We start from the raw sequence: 17,429 nt of genomic DNA on the forward strand, positions 1-17,429 counted from the left end.
ATTAATAGGAGTTTTTAGTTTGATTGGAGAGCTCCTCATTATCGATGATGCGCCAATTCCTGAGCATAACCCCGTGAGGATTGTTAGGGCTCCGGATTATATTTTCAAAGAAACCCTCGGTGATGAGCTTTCGGGTAATGACTGAGGATTTCCTGGTGATCATCTGCTTTCCGAAGAACTGAAATTTCTTCTGCTCCATATTGAGCGCAATCGAATCGGCCTGGATGCTGACCATTGAGCTGGAAGCGATAATCTGGTTGTAAAATCCTTTTTCCCGAAGGTTGGTATATTCCTTCTTCCCGCTGTCATCAATCAAATACAATGATTTCTGAATATTCTCCTTGATATAGGCATCGTCTGGAGCCAGCGTAAAAAACAAACGGTGAAACAATTCGATCTGAGCCTTGTATTCAACCGGCCGGTTCAAGAGCACATCCGTCTGCTTGGCCAACACCGGAACCCCATTATCGAGAACATAAATGGATCTTCGGGAATCCTGGATCATCCGATAAGAAAAGAAAAACCCTGCAATGACCAGGAATGCAGCAAAGCCAATAGCTGATAATGAAACGATCTTATTGATCCTGATTCGCTGTTCTATATTTTTAATTAGCATCTTATTTTAGTTGTTGGTTGATTGTTATTGGTTAATGGCAAGCCATCATTTCAATTAGTGATGAGACCTATTTTCCGTTTTTCATAGCGTCTTGGACTCTTCCGGATGCAGTACCAGCTGCAGCTGATTTGGCAGCTGTTGCTGCTGCTGCCGCACCGCCTGTTTTTACGGTCAATACCGCTGTTTTAGCACTGCTGGCAACTTTTCCTGCGGCATTTTTCATTTTCGTCATCGCCCCGGCTCCGCCTGCTGAGACAATGCTGTCCGCAATGGTTGGGGTCATCAGCACTCCGATACCTGTCACTATATAGGCGACACAGGTGAAGAGCTGGTTATAGATCATTCCTGAATTAGTCACATAGACCATCAGCGCATCCAAGTTGGTCACGGTGCCGTTCGTTAGTAAAGTGTCGTACCGCTCGATCTCCATCGTATAGCCTGAGGCGATGAGCTGTTGGCCGATGTTGATGATGGTGTAGGCCACAAAAGTGTAAAGGTTAACATTGATGAATTTGGATACCCAGCTGTACAGCGAATTTTCAAATCCCGGTACCAGTGCCATTCCCACTGCAATCGGACCCAGAATAATTAGAATGTAAGCCCAGATCTTGTGGATAAAGAAAATCAGATAAACGCAGATTCTCAGGATAGACAGACATACAAATTCTATTACTTCGGCAATCAGTTTCTGCATCTGAAATTCCATTCTGATCTGCCATTCTTTGATGGGCTGCAAAAGCTTATCAATCCCGTCACTGATGTCAAACCACGAGTCATCCGCATCTTTAGAGGTATTGTTTATGACCTCCTGCTTGGCATCCTCCTCGGCGCTGAGCTTGATGACCGCATCAAGCAATTGCTGTTGTTTTTTGAACCGCTGGACCCTTAGGTCATTAACCTCGGATTCGATGTCGCTGAAAATAGCAATGCCCGGTTCGGCGATGGCTTCAAACGGTGCCTGGATCAGATTGACAAATCCCGTCCAATACACCAGGGTAAACCCGATAAGAATAGGTTTAAGCATCGGGACAATTTCCCATTCACGGTCTCCGGAGGCCATCTGCCAGCCCATATAGCCGAGATACATCAATGCGCCTAATCCACCGATTGCCCTTCCGACCAGTGCGGAACCTTGGGCGCTGTCCTGAATGCTGGTGTCCAGCTTGGTAAATACCTCCATAAACCACTTTTCAAACGCACCATCACCTTTGAGGAATTGAAGAAGGTTGCTGTAATCGCCATCGGTCTGGGCAAAGCCTATGACCGGTAAAAAGATCGTCAGGAGGCAAAATATTAATGTTCGTTTTCTATTCATCTCTAATATCTGTGTTTATATTGCTGCATCACGTTTTGAACAATTTCCCGGTCTGAAGCGGGCGTCCATTGTGTGGGCAAAGCGGTTGATAAATGGCTGTTCAGGATGTTTTTGTAATCCAGAAGAAGCGTTGTCCGGTTATTGTACTTTCCCAGTTCCTGAACAAATTTCCGCCACCGGATGAGTGTCTCGTGATACATCACAAAACGTTTTCCCCTCGGCATATCCATAGACCTTGACATTGAATATTTTTCCTTGATCAGGTCCAGCTCTTCCTGCCATCGTTTTAATGTTCCGGTGGCGTTAAGAGCTTCATAAGTGGGTTCATCTTTTAACCGCCATTCGATAAAATTCTGTGGAGTATCCGGAAATTCCGTTATCGGTTTGAGCATTCGTTTGTAATACAAGAGCCATAACGGATCAGCATCCACTGTAGCCGAAGTCCAGTGGGCAAGGTCCTGGACGCTTCTTTTGTAAATCGTGTCGGAAGCGGCTTTAATTTTCTTTGCCTCTTCTTCCTGGAATTTGAGCTGGGCAAATCGCAGATTTTGTTCTCCGGTAGGTTTCAGCGGTCGGATATCGTCCCCATCCTTATAATCCCGGTTGATTTTGGGAGCCCATATTCCCCAAACCGTTGCGTAAGCAAAATTGGTCTGGATACCCAGAAAATATTTTGGATAAGGCCGCCAGTCGCCCCAGCTCTCGAAGGTCATCCGTTTGTGCTGGGCCACAATCGAAGGATCGTTCAGCCTTTTCACGCTTACTTGTGCTGATACGGCAAACGCAAGAAATAGAAAGACCAAAAATTTTCCTTTTTTAAATAATGTTTCCATAATTATTAATTGAAGATGTATTTGTATTTTGTGATGATATCTCCGACAATCGCTCTGTCGATGTTTATATAGTTCCGAAGTACCGGAACCTGATACAGGTATGGTATTTTCTTAGAGTTCTCCAGTCGTAAAATGATGTAGAGAACATTCCCGTGGATGTTCCTTACCCGTGTAAACACTTTTTCGATCAGCATTTCCCGGTCGCTGGCATCCATCAGGAAATCCTTATCCTCATTCAGAATCTCCTGCGTCACTTCCTGCTGCAGCTTTAGGATCTGCTTCCCGATCTCGACATAATATTTTGAGACTAGGGCGGCGTATTCAGGGTGTTGTGCAGAGAGATCCATCATTTTGTTGGAATTCGTGACGATCCTTCCCAAATATTGGTATAGATAGACCAGTTTTTTACTCTGGGTCAGTGCCGAGTTGACATTCTTCAGCTGCTGGCAGATGTATTCCTGGATGGCGATCACCTGCATTGTTTTATTGTTGATATCGTCGTATAATTCTTTCTGTTTCTCATAAGAATTCAGGAAAGCCTGTTCGCTCGCCAGACGTACCCCGTGATTCACGGTGATCTGGGTCAGCAGCTTATCATTGATGACAATTTGCTGGCTGTTAACGGTAAGGACAGAAAAGAGAAATGTTCCTGTAACTATTATTTTCTTCATTGTTAAAAGGATTTGATGTTATTTATAATACTTTCCACTACCTGTTTGTCTCGGTTGACATAATACTGGAAGGCTCTTTTGTTCCGTAAAACCTTGACTTTGATGTCCATTATTTTTAAGAGCATATAGGTGGAATTTCTGCTGAGTGTTTTGACTTCACCCACCGCATAATCCAGTAAGATCTTCCGTTCGGATTGTTCCATCTGGTTGATGGCTCCGTAGGACAGAATAATTCCTGTGAGTAACCGCAAGGTCATTTGCAGGTCATCTACAAACTGTATCTGTGAAGGCAATACTGCAATTATGGAATAAGGCGCCGTATTGATCTCATTGATAATGGCGGTCTGGTTTTCCGTTATTTTATTGATTTCCCTGTTAATCGCTACTCCTGCCGGAAGAGCCTGGATGGCAAATGATACGATTCTTAGTCGGTCCTGTATTTTGGTCACTTTATCTTTGAAGTTCTTCCATTGGGTTTGGTTGGCAGCTTCCACCGAAGCATTGAGTGTTTGCTTTTGCCGCATCTCTTTCTGCCGGTCGTGTTCTTTCATCGTGGCGTTGATCTCAATATCCATCATTGGGAAAGAAACATTCTCCTGTTCCCAGGCAGGCGTGGAGCTACCGCCGGAAGAGGTAATAACGACATATCCGATAAGGATCAGCAGCGTTGAAAAAATCTTCTTCATCACAAGCGTTTTAAAAATTTCTTTTGTAGCGGTTCATAATGTCATCCACAATGGCCTTATCGGTATTGATGTAGCTGGCAAAGGGGTTAATGGAATTCCAGAATCCCAGACGGTTTGCTTTTTCCAGTCTCAGCTTGATGGCGAGCAACCACAGTTTGAGGCTTTTTACATTTCCTGAAATGTTGTGCAGGATCTTGTAGCGGTCACCTGCCGTCGCCAGGTTCAGCTCTCCCGATGCCAGAATATCAGTTACATCGGTAACTATCTTCAGGCTTTGCTCGTAGGTTTTCTGTGAAGCCTTTACGCCGAAAATGGCATACTGCGGATGCTGTGAGGCTAACTGGACGACCTGCGAGGAATAGGTATAGCATTTGTTCAGCTCAGAATAAATTTCCTGTACCTGGATCCCGTTTTGTAAGGTTCCGGAAACTTCTTTTAAGCCTTTTAATATCTTATTCTGTATTTCGTTGGCAGCAACCATCTGGGTTCCAACCCACGTCTGGGCATCCTTTAGTTTGGACGTTTCTTCAATGACCTCGTTCTGTTTGGTTTTCAGATTTTCCGAATAGAGGATCATTGCAGCCGTTACGGTAGGGTCGATGTAGGTATTCTGAGCGGATAGGCATCCACAGAATCCTAAAAATAGCAGGCTAAGCTTTTTCATACTGATATTCGTTTTTATGGATTAATTCAGAGAAATTGATATTTCGTTCTTCCAGTTCCCGAGTGATGATCTTGAAGAAATTTTTCCCGGGATGGTTTTTCTTCATCATTTGATAGTAGGAAACAACCTTTTGGTCTAAAGGATTCTGGTATAAATTGACCAGGGACACCAGGTTTTCAAGACTGTCACCAAAAGCTTTTAAGTCCGTTACGATCTTCAGCAGGGCTTCATCGTAGTTGCCATATTTCCGTACATAATATTCAACTGCTGATTTCTCAGGCTTTTCAGTGGTGTAGGTCAGGTACTGTTCAAGCGAAACCTCGTTGCCATAGACCTCACCTTTGGAACCTCGCTTCAGGTAAAATTCTTTGAAACGGCTTCGTCCGGATTTGTTGTTAAGATTGTTGATTGTGAAGATCTTGTTTTGCTCCACTTTATTCAGGGAAAGCAGCGCCGCAATGCGGTCAAAGTTGTCCTTGAATTTTGTCTGATCCAGCAGGATGAACGTATCGGAGTTGTTGATAATAGAGTCCTTGATCACTGCATTTCCAATAATATCGTCCAATTCTTGGGTGACCACAACCGCTTCGCCCCAGAATTTTCTTACGGTCTTGTACAGATACAGAATATACCCGCCCATCAGATTGCTTGCAATCGCTTTCCATGCTTCTTCGATAATCAGGGCTTTACGGCGATCTTTTCTAAGCCTCATCTTCTGAATAAAGGTGTCCATAATGATCAGCGTAACAATTGGAAACAACTTCGGATTATCCTTCACATTATCGATCTCAAAGACAATGAATGATTCGTTGAAAAGTGTATTGTCAGCAGACTCGTTTAAAGTTGTTCCGTACCTGCCGCCTTTGTAAAAGTCCCTTAATACGAACAAAAATGTCCGAAGGTTGAATTCTTTTTCCGTAATGCTGTGCTTCTTGTTATTGAGATAAAGCGGTAGGAATTTTTCGCAGTAATCATAGAATCCGTTGAACGAAAGATCTTTGGCTTTAAGCTTTTCTTCGAGTCCCTTGATCTTTATAATAATAGCCTTTCGGAAACTTTGATCCTCTTCCGATATGGATTCCGGACATTCTACGATATCTTTTGATTTTACAAGGATCAGCTGTGTTTCATAGTAGATCTTTCTTCTGTACTCATCACTCAGCGTTTGATATGCTTCATAAACTTTATAAAACCTCTCGCTGTCATAATGCGGGTTATTCAGGTTTTTATCCGGATGGTAAGATTTCAGAAGTTTCCTTCCTGTCTCTTTAATCTGATCTAAAGAAGCATCAAACGGAAGTCCCAAAATATCATAATAGTTACTTTCAGAACTGCCTCGGGTCGCTGACCGGTCAGTGTGGATATCCTCTTCGTGAATGTTGTATTTGCTCAGATAAAGAATAAGCTCTTCTGACGTTTTATGCTCATACCATTGTGTTCCTGAATTGAAATATTGGTGATAATAGGACATCAGTACATTATCTAGGATGGATTTCTGAGCAGAGGACACCGTTGCATCCGGACCCTGCCAGATCAGGAAGATCAGGTTGGTTAAAAATTCTATTTTCTCAATATTGAACTCTTTTTTATCCATCAGAAAAGGATTCATTGTAATGGGTTTTTCTTCAGTGTACTGGATATATCTTCCGCCTTTGTACTGGCAGGTACCTGAATAGGAATCGCCGGTATCGACAATGACCACGTCATAATTGTAGGTCAGATATTGCTCGATGATATTGTTCATCAGGAATGACTTACCGGAGCCGCTGGGTCCCAGCACGAACTTGTTCCGGTTATTGATCCTTCCGGTTTGCATCGGCTGGTCTGAAGGATCCACTTTTAATGGTACGCCTTGCCTGTCGGTAAAACGGAGGTAAAAGTTGGATTCTTCATTCACGGGGTGACTCTCTTTAAAAAAAAAACACAAGGCCGCTTCGCTTGTTGTCATAAAAAGATCATATTCCCTGAGTTCAGTGGCATTGCCCGGAAGGGCTGCCCGAAATAGTTCCAATTGGTTATAGGCATTTTTGGAAACGATGATCCCTTTGGTAAAAAGCTTATTTTCAATCTGTGACTGTATCCCTTCCATTGCTTCCAGTGTATTCGCTGAAAACAGCAGGGAAAAATGAGCATTGACGACCAACTGCCCATCAATAGCGATGTTATGCAGAAGCGTTTGAATTTCTTCTGCAATGATGGCATTGGAGGGCGAATTGTTGGCCGCGCCTTCGTGCTTCTTCTTTTTCTTGTTGAGTTCCCGTTGCTGTTGTGCCTGCAATGGAATGGTAACGACCTGGTTGTAAACAATGGTCTCGTAATCTTCAAGCTCATTAATGAAGGTAAAATTATCAACGGCTGTTTCGGAAGCCGCTCCGTTTCCACCGAGTACGGAATAAGGCTCTATTTCAGAGGGCAGGTCGATGTTTTCTATATCAACGTAAGCGATATTCCTTACAAACCGGTTGCCGATCTGCAGATATGAGTTGGTGCTTTTAATGTTGTCGAATACCGGAACATCGGAAAACTGCATCGACAAAATCCCTGAAATATAATATTCAAAATCTTTCTCAAATAAAAATTTAGGTTCGCAGCCACTCTCCTTCAGAAGCATAAAGACCTTCTGGCATTTGTCGCGCAACTCTTTGTAGCTCTTGTCCGAAAAATGATAGTGTTTCATTTTCTTTTTCAGCTTGTCATCAACGATATCGGTAAAGAGCAAAACGGTTTCGATGGTTTTGAATAACCTCCCGTCAAAGTGTTCTGAATACTTTTGCTGTAGGAATTGGACGGATGGTTCAACGGTATATTTTTTTTTCGTGAAGATGTCCAGTTTCTGAACAATCCTTCCCTCTCCGATAATCGACACGATCTGGTTAAGAACCGTGTGGAAATTAAGGTAATTGTCAGGATCCGCAGAATACTGTTCCACGATGTTTTTAATCCTGATCCCGATGATGGGATTGCCGTACTGCCCAAACAGCACATCAAAATCACGGTTGAAATCTTTTCCGTAATCGTAACCAATAAAGGGAATATCAAAAGTGTGCTTCTTTGTTGTTGCCATTTTTTAGTAATTTTTATGATGCATTCTTTTTGGAAAAATGAAGATCTGGTCGGAGTTTTTGGTCTTGTCATAAAGTCCATATTTGTCCTGTCTTCTGAATATCAAGTAAACGCCTCCGGCTGTAGCTGCCACTCCCAAAAGTGAACCCAGCAGTCCGAATTTGGATAAGATGAGCGCGGCAATGACACCTGCGCCGATAACGCCCACTGCATAAATGATATACTTTCCTTTCAGCCCGAAAAATACAAGAGGCTTCTTCAGCCCCTTGTAGAGATAGAATCCCATTGCTTAAGCAAAAAAGGAGGTTACAAATTCAGGAACAACGATCAGGAAGATCATAGCACCGCCATAACCAAGAATTTCCTTGTTGACATCCTGGTCGCCATTGGTCCATTTGTTATAGACGCGCAGCCCACCAATAAAACCGACCAATCCACCAACGGCCTTCAAGATCAGCTTGATCGGATCCCAATAATCTTTGATATCGTTGGCAGCATTAGAGATGGCTGTTGCTCCGCCTTGCGCTAACACTGGTGCCACGGCAAAAAGTAGTAATGCTGCTGTGCATAATTTTTTTGTCGTCAGGTAAGGTTTACTATTGTGCTTCATAATAGGTGAAATTTTATATTTGAATTATGTTTTTAATCAGAAAAAGGATAAGAGGGTGTGCTATCCGGCTCAATGAAACGGATCAGGAAAAGGGTTTAAAGGTTGTTGAATCCTATAGCATAGAGTGATAGATCTTATAGCCGTCACGGTCAGCAAGAACCTGAACCTTGGTTTCGGCGAGGCTGAGGAATTGGTGGAATTGCTGTTTCAGTTTCAAAGAAGGACTTTCGTTTTTCCGTTTCGAATCAAGGTTTTTAACAATATCAGATATTGGATCTGAAAACGCTCCTATTTCAGTGTTCTGAATATTCGCCTTCGCGGCCCGATCGTCTTCCGGGATTTTTTTCGGTTCCAATGATTGTTCAGCAATCTGTGGATGGGTTTCAAAAGCATCCATGTCCTGTTCGGATTCAAATTTCCTACGCCAGTCTTCCAGATCGTGGGGTTCATCCGGTTCTTCCTGCAATGAAGAAATCGGTCCCCTCGAGCTAAATGAACTCGGGGTGCTAAGATGTTCCACATCATCAATGGTAACTTCTCTTATTGTAGGGTTATTTCCGGTAAACGCTGTCAGGGCGTATTCTTCATTCTCTTCTTCTTTGAGTGAAGACTCTTCTTTCAGGAAAAGATCGTAAGCAATATTGCCTGCATAATAGAGCAGATAAACAGCCAGGATCGTAAGAAATATTTTAATCATTGTAAGTATTTTTAGAATCTTTATATATTAATTTCAAGCGTATGGTTGATATGTTCAATCAGTTCTGCAAATGCATTTTTGACCGCATATTTCTGTTCATAGGATAGCTTTCGCGTATCGATGGTCTGAAGACAATTTCTTTTGAATACCGGACTTTTTAGAATCACCCCATACTTGCTGATCTCCACATCCACCCCCTCCTGATTCTGGTATTTATAACCTTTGTCATATTTGGAACGGATGAATATTCTTTCTGCCTGGCTTTCCAATAGTCCCAGAAAGTTGATAAAGACCAGGGTTGATTTTGCAGAAACATTAGAGTATTCAAAAGGGATTACGATAAAATCACTGTAAATCAAAAGGTCACTATAACGCGCATCAAGGGTTCCGGCAAGATCAAAAAGATTGATGTCCTCACTTTCTTTCATTTCAATCAAGTGTTCAAAATCAGAAAAAGGCTGCTCATTTTCCTCATCGATGATCTCTACATCATACAGTTTTGGCAGTTCCGACTGTTCATCTTCTTTCCATTTATGATAGAATGACTTCTGAAAATCAAAATCGAATATATTGACCTTTCTTTCAGATATTCCGGAAATATAATTGGCAAAAGCAATGGCCAATGTGGTTTTGCCTGTTCCTCCTTTTTGTGTCCCGAATGTGATAATCATGGGTCTTGTTTTTACGTTTTACTTTATTATGACTGTATTATGGGCTGTAAGTCGATATTCTTCATTTAGAGCTTCTTTCTCCTGCGTTTTTTCAATTCATCCTCAGCCGGATCTTTTGAGGTTCCTGAACTTTTCGTCCAGTCGAAAATCATTTCGTTGACCGCTAACTTCAGCTCGTTTCCGGAATTGTTTTCATTCTCTTTTTCGTTGATCAATTGAGGGTTCATAAACTGTTGGTATTGTTTTTCTCCTATCAATGATTGCAGCTCACCAATAAAGTGAAGCCGGGTATGGATGGCGTAATATTTATCATCCGCTTTTATGATAATCACATCCTCTTTACTTTGGTTTTTGAGATATTCTTTTACATCACTCCTAACCGTATTGAATGTTGTCCTGCTTTTCAGTTTTTTATTCTCAAAGAGCATAAAATCCTTCAGCGCCTCTTCCGGATATCGTGTTTTTAAAAATTCCAGCAATACCGCTTTGGTTTCCGGATTGGGAATATTATAATCCTCCAATTGTTCAAAGAGCCTTTTATCCATTATGGCAGAAGTAAATTCAAATATGGCATTCATTTTCATAATCTCACTGCCCTTATGAACTGTTCCTATTTTATGGTCGATCAGTGTGTAACCGAAAGGCATTTTGTCGTCCTTATGATGAAATACGATGTCAATGCCGAAAGAGTCTCTGAGCTTTTGCTGAAGCTCGCTTTCAAATTCGATCTCCGGTTTCCTCTGAACTTTCTGCTTGTCTTCGGGAAGCATGGCTTCCTGTTTCCTGTAATCATCTACTCTGACTACTTTGCTGGAATACAACTGTTTGTATTTTGAAAAAATGGCTCTGATCTGCCTTACCCGCGTCTCGCTCACTTTATTGCAAAAGACCATGTGATCTGCTGATATTCTTTGCTGGACAACACCGTTTTTTAAAATGGTAATGGTTTTTTCATCATTTGTGTTTTCAGTAAGCTGATAACCATTTCTGTTAAGCAATGTTTGCAGCTGCTGAAAAGAGCCAATTTTGTAATTTAAAAGTTTATTTAATTTTTCCTCTTCATGGATGCCGTACCGTTTTTCCAAGACTTCGGCTAATGCTTTTTGCGCCTTTAGCTTTTCGTAGCTGTCATCAATCTTTTTACCGGTCTGTTTGTTTACCCTTGTTGAAACAAGATGGATGTGATTGTTTTCCGTATCATTGTGAAAAACTGCAATGTAAGGCTGTTGTCCGTAACCGAATTTTTCCATAAAATCTTCACTGATCCCGGCCAGCTCTTCTTTATTATGCTCCTGAAACCTGGTAGATATGACCGCATGGAATTGTGGTTTTTGTACCTTGTTGCTTTTTGATATCGCTTTCAGGTAATCCCTGACCTGTTGCTTATCACTATCCTGATTGATGAATGACGGAAAGTTCTTCATCAGCATCAGTTCCCCTTTTCCCTTATCGATCTTCCTGTCATTGTAATCAACACCCGGAAAATTAATTCCCGCTGGTTTCATCACTTTAACGATCATTTTGAAAGCAATGCGTAGATATTTTCAAAAATCGCATTCTGCCTGGCTTTCAGTATTGCTATTTCGCTGAGCTGCTCAGAAAACAGTTTCAATTGACTTTCCGAAATATACTTTTGACCGTTTACCATCTTAGCAACCTGATTGATATTGTTCTCGATCTTTGAAAAGATATTATCCTGCTTTTCAATAAATACCAGAACCTTTCTTCTTTCATCATCCATAATTCTGTTCTCCACGGAATCAACGATCAGACCGGTCAGAGAGATATTTCTTTCCCTGCACATTCTTTTCCAGTTCTCCTTTCTCTCCTTTTTGATCCTGAAAAAGATCACTTCAGAACTTTTACTCTCTTCTTTATTCAAGGCTGTCCTTAGATAGGTTGTTATGGTGAACTCCGGCTCGGAATTCCGTTGACACTTTCAGAACATAGGTTCCAACCGCTGACGGTGTGGGAATAACCTCTGTAGCGAAACCAAGTGACCGGTACTGTTTTGCAGGTTGCCATAGGCTTCCGTCAAAATAATATAATCCTGGTTCTGCCACATTTATCAGTTGCCCTGACAATATGTAAACAGGAAGCGTCACGAATGGTAATGTCTTCTTTTTCGGAACGGAGTAAATCTTTTCCGGTAATTGATCACTGGTTATACAAGGTGGAATTATCCCGTCATAATGATTGGGAACGATTGGTTTCCTAACGATATCCAGCGTGACTTCAGGAGTTGCCGTATTGATGCCGGCCTGTCCAGAGACCGATATTGTCAAAAGACTGAAGAAAAAATAAAGAAGTGTTTTCATCTTTTTTGATTAATATTTCTGTTGCAAAGTTGGAACATCAAATCGGTGAAAACAATAGTGATAATGGGACTTGGGCTATAAAGGAATCATCTGGATTTCTTTGTAATCTTTGGAGGTTAAAAAAGAATAATGTGGAATATCATACCTGATTTAAAAAAAAGACGAGTTCCGAAGTCTTTTCCCCTTTTTGCAAAAAAGGTAAGAGAGTCTTTGCGTACTGAACTTGAAAAGTTTGTATATACAAAGACACATCTTGCCAATTATACCGTTGATTTTTTTCAGAGATATGAAATGACAATGTATTAGGTTCAATACTAATAAAGTGTACTTAATGCTTTGAAATAAAAAAAGCAAAACACAATATCTAAGATGCTGCCCAATTTTTAAGCCACTTTGACAATACCCTGCTCAAAATATTGCAGAGTGGCGAAGAAAAGTTGCTTGTTTTTAAGACCAATCCGCACATTCTTGTAACATTTTTAAGCAGGCTTTAAGATAATTACACGATTATTAATCAAGTTATGTAATAAACGACACGTTCTGTCGTATGTAGTTTTTAGTTTTGTGGAGTAAGTTAAATATAATGTTATGATATAATTCACATAAAATTTATATAATATATCTTTTAATAGAGAAATAAAAATAATATTTTTGCAGCGATTTAAAATTAATAATCAATAACTCGAAATAAACAGTAAGAATGAATAAAATTTACTCAGGGGCATTTTTCTTATGCTCTGTTCTGGGTGTTTCTGCTTAGGAAGTAGTCTGGCAGAAAGACATCAAATCCTCCACCCAGGATTTTCTTTCGCAGGTTACCACTACCATTGACCAGCAATATCTGATAACCGGCAGTTCTATTAGGGCTGGAAGCGGGATGATGGAAACTGGAAGTAAAAGCAATATGCCAGCAGCCAACAGCCAGCAGCCCAACAACGGTTACGATTTCCATTTAATTAAGCTCAACCAGCAGGGAGAAGAAGTCTGGGAAAAATATTTCTCCGGGCAAAACCATGATTTTTTATCCGCTACGGTAAATACGCAGGAAGGAGGTTTTCTTCTTGCCGGAACGTCATTCAGCGGAAAAGGTTTGGATAAAAAAGAAGATTCTAAAGGGGGATCTGATTTTTGGTTAATAAGAATCAATGAGTTCGGGGATGAACTGTGGCAGAAGACCATTGGGGGAGCTTCGGATGAAGAAGCAAGAGCGGTGATCCAGACGACCGATATGGGATTCTTTGTGGCGGGGAATAGAACGACAGGTTCCCTTCGAGAGCCTCAGGGAACGGGAACAATTGGTTACGGATCCAAAGATGTCCTGATTGTTAGACTGGATAAAAACGGAAAAGAATTATCGCAACTCATTGTAGGCGGAAAAGGTTTAGATGAAGTAGAAAAGATGATTCCAACAAAAGATGGCGGTGCATTGCTCGGAGTGTATTCGAGAAGCGGAGCGGTGGCAGAAAACGGGATGCACCCTTCGACAGGCTCAGGGTCCGCCACTTCGAAAGCTATTAGCCAAATGCCAAAAGCCAGCGGCAATTTCGGTGAAGGTGATTACTGGATCATCAAGCTTTCCAAAGACGGCAATGTGGAATGGGAAAAGAATTACGGAGGGAAAGGAGATGATCATTTAAGAACATTGGCTTTAACTTCCACAGGCTTTTTAGTTGGCGGAGAATCAAGATCGGAAAGATCGGGAAATAAAACCGTGGGCATCGAAGAAGGAACTGACTTATGGCTGATTTCTTTAAACGAAAGAGGGGAAGAAATCTGGCAGAAATCCTACAACTTTAAGAATCGGGATGTGCTGATGGGAATGAGCGTACTGCATGCTTCAGATGATAAATCATCAAAAGGAATTCTTTTGGGCGGATATACTCAGGCTGAAGGAAAAATTGAAAGTGACGATGAAACGTTCTGGATGCTGTATCTGAATGAAAAAGGAGAAGAACAGTGGAGAAAGCATGTAAAGGGCGAATCCAGAAAAAGAGAAGAAAGGCTTTCTGATATTAAACTCAACAGAGACGGATCCATAATTCTGGCGGGAACCAGCGCAGAAGAGCTTGGAAAAGAAAACTGGAAGATCGTAAAGCTGGGTGATAAGCTGATTGACCAGCTGATTGAAAAGCAGGATATTAAGATTTATCCGAATCCTGTGAGTGAGTATGCGTATGTGGAGATTGGAGCCGCTTCGACAAGCTCAGGGCTGGCTTTTGAAGCAGAGATCATCGTCTACGATATGGGCGGCAGGCAGCTTCAGAGCTTAAAAACCAAAAATAAAGTAACCAAGATTAATACGCAGAACCTTATTCAGGGAGCGTATCTGGTGACCGTGAAAACTAATGACAACAAAACAGCGAGTGCTAAATTGATTAAGAAATAAAATGATGAAAAAAATACAGAAAATTATTTTTCTACTTATGTCGATTGGACTTTTTGCACAAAGCCAGCAAATAAACTTTGGAGATCTTCCAAGACCAATTCCATCCACCTCATACAATGTCACATATCAGGAAATGCCGATGTCTACCGCTACAGGGGTTCCCAATATATCAATCCCTTTAGGAGGAATTTCCTCACAAGGTGATAAGATGCGGGAGGATTTAACATTGTATTATAATCCGTATAATGTTAATGATGATGATTTTGTAAGTGATGTTGGTTTTGGATGGTCACTGTTTTCAGGAGGATCTATTTCCAGGCAAATAGTTGGTGGTTTAGATGAGTTATTTGATAATGCTTCTGCTTCAAATTATAATCTAAATAATTTTGATGATCTTTATTACTATAATTTACCAAATGGCGTTTCCGGGAAGTTTAAAATTTACCGTGATATTTCAAATAATACTTTTTCGATAGTCAATTATGATAGAAACAGTGTTAAAATGGAATTTACCAGAACAAGTAATACTGCAACCCTGATTGTTAATTCATTTACTCTGACAGATGATAAGGGATATAAATACATTTTTAATGATTTTAGTCAATCTCGTTATACGTCTGGGAATAAACTTTATAGATCTGCATTTTATCTTAACAGTATTAAAGATGCTACCGGACAAGAAATTCTTAGTTATGAATATCGCAAGAACTATCACTATTTAGATACTACTAATTTATTATACCAGAATTGCAAATTAAAAACAATCAATAGCATTGGTTCAGGAAAAATAGATATTGAATATAATTATGATCACACATTAATTTACACAATGCATGATCCTTATAGTATATCGAAAATAAAAGGACAAAATTACTATGGTAAAAATTTATTCGAATATACTTTTGAGTATTCTTTCAAATATTACTCCTCTTTCAACAACCAGAAAAGAGTATTAGATAAAATATCAAAAATAAACTATGAAAATCCAACTTCTCCTGAAGTTACAACGCTTGAGTATTACAATGACTCTTTAGATGATAATGTTAGTCTTCCCAATTTTACCGGTATATCTTGCATGGATTTTACGGAGACACAAAAATATCCAGCAAGTAGTGTTATAGGCATTCTTAAAAAAATACATCTTCCAACAGGAGGAATCATCGAATATGGATTCGAACCCAATGAATATTTTTTTGATAAAAATAGTCCCACCTATTTACAAAGTTTGCAAGAAAACTATATAGATCCTACAATACAAAGTATTGAACATATTGGCGATTTTAACTATTCGAATACCTACATGGCAGGTCTGGCTCGATGGACTTTACAAGGAGATCCTACTAAACAAAAGAAAATTTATTTTGTTTTCCATGCATTTAGAAATCCAGACAATCTATTCTTACCAGAAAATCCGGGTTATTTGAATAGTGTATTTAATCTGGATGGTATCAATTCAAGTGGTTTCGCGACATGCGGGACAGCGCAGGCCGACGAATATAGTTATACTGTAACATTGACTTCATTAGTGAGTCCAGGAAGGCATAACTTTCAATTTCCCGGAATGTGGGAATCTGGCTCAGTATCAGTTTATGAACTGAAAAATACACCTCCGCCTTACAAAAATGTCGATTATACTTACGGAGTAAGAATTAAGAATGAAAAACATTTTAATTCGCCCGCAAGTACTACTCCTGATAAAATAATTTCTTATTCATACAATTCATTTGATGATAACAACAGTTCTAGCGGATATAAATTTGCGAACGAAAATGCATATTCCTCATCCGAATTTGTATTGTATAAAAACGTTAAAATAAGTGAAGGGGAAAACATGGGGTATATCAATAACTATTTCAAATTACCGAGTGATTATCCTGATACTTATACTACCATAGACGGTGTACAGCATACTGTAAAAAATTTTTATAATCTTACACAGAGTGGCCTAATTTCTAAAAAATCACTATTTAATAATAGTAATAATAAGGTTAAAGAATTTATTTACGATTACGAATTACAAAATTCCAGTGGTATCACAGCAATACCGACAGGTTACGGTTATATGAGAACCGGAGCAATAAAAAAATTAAAAATAGAAGAGGTTGACTTTTTAAACAATCAGCCAACAATATCTAAAATAACAGAGTCGAATTTTGAAAATCGTTTTAGATTCAACAGTATTTCCAGTACAAAACAAACTCTTCCAGATGGTACAGTTTTAGAAAAAAATTTCATTTACCCTAATCCTCTCATTATAGTTGGACAAGTCAATGAATTTCAACATCTCGTTGACAAAAATATTATTGGAATACCGGTGCAAATTGTTGAAAAGAAAAACGGAACTGTTATATCAAATGCTATTACAAAATTTGCAAATAACAGCCTTTTCCCTACATCAGTAGTTACAACAAATCCTAATGATGGAAGCCTGAAAACATCGATTAGATATGATAAATATGATGACAAAGGAAACTTATTGCAATTCACAACCAATATCGATGAAAACACTGGCATTGGTGTTCCTACCACATTGATATATGGATATAATCAGACTCTTCCCATTGCCAAAATTGAAGGAGCTACTGCTAGTGATCTGCAGTTTGTTCTAGTGCCACAGGGATCACTAGGAATTGTAACGCGATCTAATCAGGACGTGGATGAAGTTTCTGAAAACCTTTTACTGCGGGAGCTCGATGAGTACCGTAGTAATCCTCAGCTTAAAGATTTCATGATAACTACTTTTACTTATGATCCTCTAGTTGGAGTTACAACTGTTACTCCTCCAAATGGTGTAAGAGAAATTTATAAATACGACAGTAATGGAAAATTGAAAATGAAAGTAGATGTTAATGGGAATATTTTGGGAGAATATAAACATAATTTAAAACCACAACCTTAG

At 39.9% G+C, this 17,429-nt stretch carries 16 protein-coding genes; 2 read left to right on the forward strand and 14 right to left on the reverse strand.

Features of this window, described 5'->3' with window-relative positions:
- Position 1 precedes the first annotated feature (1 nt).
- The 14 genes from traK to ACYT6F_RS17175 all read right to left on the reverse strand — a co-directional run bounded on the left by traK (position 2) and on the right by ACYT6F_RS17175 (position 12,144).
- Complete coding sequence (traK, locus tag ACYT6F_RS17110; protein WP_472598832.1) at positions 2–616, reverse strand: conjugative transposon protein TraK; 615 nt, start codon at positions 614–616, stop codon at positions 2–4.
- A 67-nt stretch (positions 617–683) separates the two neighbouring features.
- Positions 684–1,703: a hypothetical protein gene (locus ACYT6F_RS17115; protein ID WP_472598833.1), complete on the reverse strand. Its 1,020-nt coding sequence runs from the start codon at positions 1,701–1,703 to the stop codon at positions 684–686.
- Between the two features lie 230 nt (positions 1,704–1,933).
- Positions 1,934–2,764, reverse strand: coding sequence for a hypothetical protein (locus ACYT6F_RS17120; protein WP_472598834.1), 831 nt, complete (start codon positions 2,762–2,764; stop codon positions 1,934–1,936).
- A gap of 5 nt (positions 2,765–2,769) precedes the next feature.
- Entirely contained in the window at positions 2,770–3,435 is a 666-nt protein-coding gene (locus ACYT6F_RS17125) for a hypothetical protein (protein WP_472598835.1), read from the reverse strand.
- A gap of 2 nt (positions 3,436–3,437) precedes the next feature.
- Entirely contained in the window at positions 3,438–4,121 is a 684-nt protein-coding gene (locus ACYT6F_RS17130) for a hypothetical protein (RefSeq protein ID WP_472598836.1), read from the reverse strand.
- Between the two features lie 10 nt (positions 4,122–4,131).
- A complete protein-coding gene (locus ACYT6F_RS17135; protein WP_472598837.1) occupies positions 4,132–4,785 on the reverse strand; it encodes a hypothetical protein in 654 nt (217 codons plus the stop codon).
- Entirely contained in the window at positions 4,772–7,849 is a 3,078-nt protein-coding gene (locus ACYT6F_RS17140) for a TraG family conjugative transposon ATPase (protein ID WP_472598838.1), read from the reverse strand. The genes ACYT6F_RS17135 and ACYT6F_RS17140 overlap by 14 nt, the downstream gene beginning before the upstream one ends.
- A gap of 3 nt (positions 7,850–7,852) precedes the next feature.
- Positions 7,853–8,134, reverse strand: coding sequence for a DUF4133 domain-containing protein (locus tag ACYT6F_RS17145; protein ID WP_472598839.1), 282 nt, complete (start codon positions 8,132–8,134; stop codon positions 7,853–7,855).
- A gap of 3 nt (positions 8,135–8,137) precedes the next feature.
- Positions 8,138–8,458 (reverse strand): DUF4134 domain-containing protein, encoded by a 321-nt coding sequence (locus ACYT6F_RS17150; protein ID WP_472598840.1) that lies wholly within the window; start codon positions 8,456–8,458, stop codon positions 8,138–8,140.
- A gap of 112 nt (positions 8,459–8,570) precedes the next feature.
- The gene (locus tag ACYT6F_RS17155) at positions 8,571–9,155 is read right to left on the reverse strand and encodes a hypothetical protein (protein WP_472598841.1); all 585 of its coding nucleotides are present in this window, start codon (positions 9,153–9,155) and stop codon (positions 8,571–8,573) included.
- Positions 9,156–9,175: 20 nt separating this feature from the next.
- On the reverse strand, positions 9,176–9,826 hold the full coding sequence (locus ACYT6F_RS17160) for a ParA family protein (RefSeq protein ID WP_472598842.1): 651 nt from the start codon (positions 9,824–9,826) through the stop codon (positions 9,176–9,178).
- 65 nt (positions 9,827–9,891) lie between these two features.
- On the reverse strand, positions 9,892–11,331 hold the full coding sequence (locus ACYT6F_RS17165) for a relaxase/mobilization nuclease domain-containing protein (RefSeq protein WP_472601136.1): 1,440 nt from the start codon (positions 11,329–11,331) through the stop codon (positions 9,892–9,894).
- An 11-nt stretch (positions 11,332–11,342) separates the two neighbouring features.
- The gene (gene mobC, locus ACYT6F_RS17170) at positions 11,343–11,708 is read right to left on the reverse strand and encodes a plasmid mobilization relaxosome protein MobC (RefSeq protein ID WP_472598843.1); all 366 of its coding nucleotides are present in this window, start codon (positions 11,706–11,708) and stop codon (positions 11,343–11,345) included.
- Complete coding sequence (locus ACYT6F_RS17175; RefSeq protein ID WP_472598844.1) at positions 11,701–12,144, reverse strand: hypothetical protein; 444 nt, start codon at positions 12,142–12,144, stop codon at positions 11,701–11,703. Before ACYT6F_RS17175 ends, mobC begins: the two co-directional genes overlap by 8 nt.
- An 877-nt stretch (positions 12,145–13,021) precedes the next feature.
- On the opposite strand from ACYT6F_RS17175, the gene ACYT6F_RS17180 reads away from it, so the two are divergent.
- Both ACYT6F_RS17180 and ACYT6F_RS17185 read left to right on the forward strand, forming a co-directional pair.
- Positions 13,022–14,530, forward strand: a complete 1,509-nt coding sequence (locus tag ACYT6F_RS17180) for a T9SS type A sorting domain-containing protein (protein WP_472598845.1) — start codon at positions 13,022–13,024, stop codon at positions 14,528–14,530.
- Position 14,531: 1 nt separating this feature from the next.
- Entirely contained in the window at positions 14,532–17,429 is a 2,898-nt protein-coding gene (locus ACYT6F_RS17185; RefSeq protein WP_472598846.1) for a hypothetical protein, read from the forward strand.

The sequence above is a fragment of the Chryseobacterium sp. NG-CE01 genome, assembly GCF_055695505.1.

Coding starts and splice junctions, on each gene's coding strand:
- traK (WP_472598832.1), bottom strand. CDS start 616: ATGCTAATTAAAAATATAGAACAGCGAATCAGGATCAATAAGATCGTT.
- ACYT6F_RS17115 (WP_472598833.1), bottom strand. CDS start 1,703: ATGTATCTCGGCTATATGGGCTGGCAGATGGCCTCCGGAGACCGTGAA.
- ACYT6F_RS17120 (WP_472598834.1), bottom strand. CDS start 2,764: ATGGAAACATTATTTAAAAAAGGAAAATTTTTGGTCTTTCTATTTCTT.
- ACYT6F_RS17125 (WP_472598835.1), bottom strand. CDS start 3,435: ATGAAGAAAATAATAGTTACAGGAACATTTCTCTTTTCTGTCCTTACC.
- ACYT6F_RS17130 (WP_472598836.1), bottom strand. CDS start 4,121: ATGAAGAAGATTTTTTCAACGCTGCTGATCCTTATCGGATATGTCGTT.
- ACYT6F_RS17135 (WP_472598837.1), bottom strand. CDS start 4,785: ATGAAAAAGCTTAGCCTGCTATTTTTAGGATTCTGTGGATGCCTATCC.
- ACYT6F_RS17140 (WP_472598838.1), bottom strand. CDS start 7,849: ATGGCAACAACAAAGAAGCACACTTTTGATATTCCCTTTATTGGTTAC.
- ACYT6F_RS17145 (WP_472598839.1), bottom strand. CDS start 8,134: ATGGGATTCTATCTCTACAAGGGGCTGAAGAAGCCTCTTGTATTTTTC.
- ACYT6F_RS17150 (WP_472598840.1), bottom strand. CDS start 8,458: ATGAAGCACAATAGTAAACCTTACCTGACGACAAAAAAATTATGCACA.
- ACYT6F_RS17155 (WP_472598841.1), bottom strand. CDS start 9,155: ATGATTAAAATATTTCTTACGATCCTGGCTGTTTATCTGCTCTATTAT.
- ACYT6F_RS17160 (WP_472598842.1), bottom strand. CDS start 9,826: ATGATTATCACATTCGGGACACAAAAAGGAGGAACAGGCAAAACCACA.
- ACYT6F_RS17165 (WP_472601136.1), bottom strand. CDS start 11,331: ATGAAACCAGCGGGAATTAATTTTCCGGGTGTTGATTACAATGACAGG.
- ACYT6F_RS17175 (WP_472598844.1), bottom strand. CDS start 12,144: ATGAAAACACTTCTTTATTTTTTCTTCAGTCTTTTGACAATATCGGTC.
- ACYT6F_RS17180 (WP_472598845.1), top strand. CDS start 13,022: ATGATGGAAACTGGAAGTAAAAGCAATATGCCAGCAGCCAACAGCCAG.
- ACYT6F_RS17185 (WP_472598846.1), top strand. CDS start 14,532: ATGATGAAAAAAATACAGAAAATTATTTTTCTACTTATGTCGATTGGA.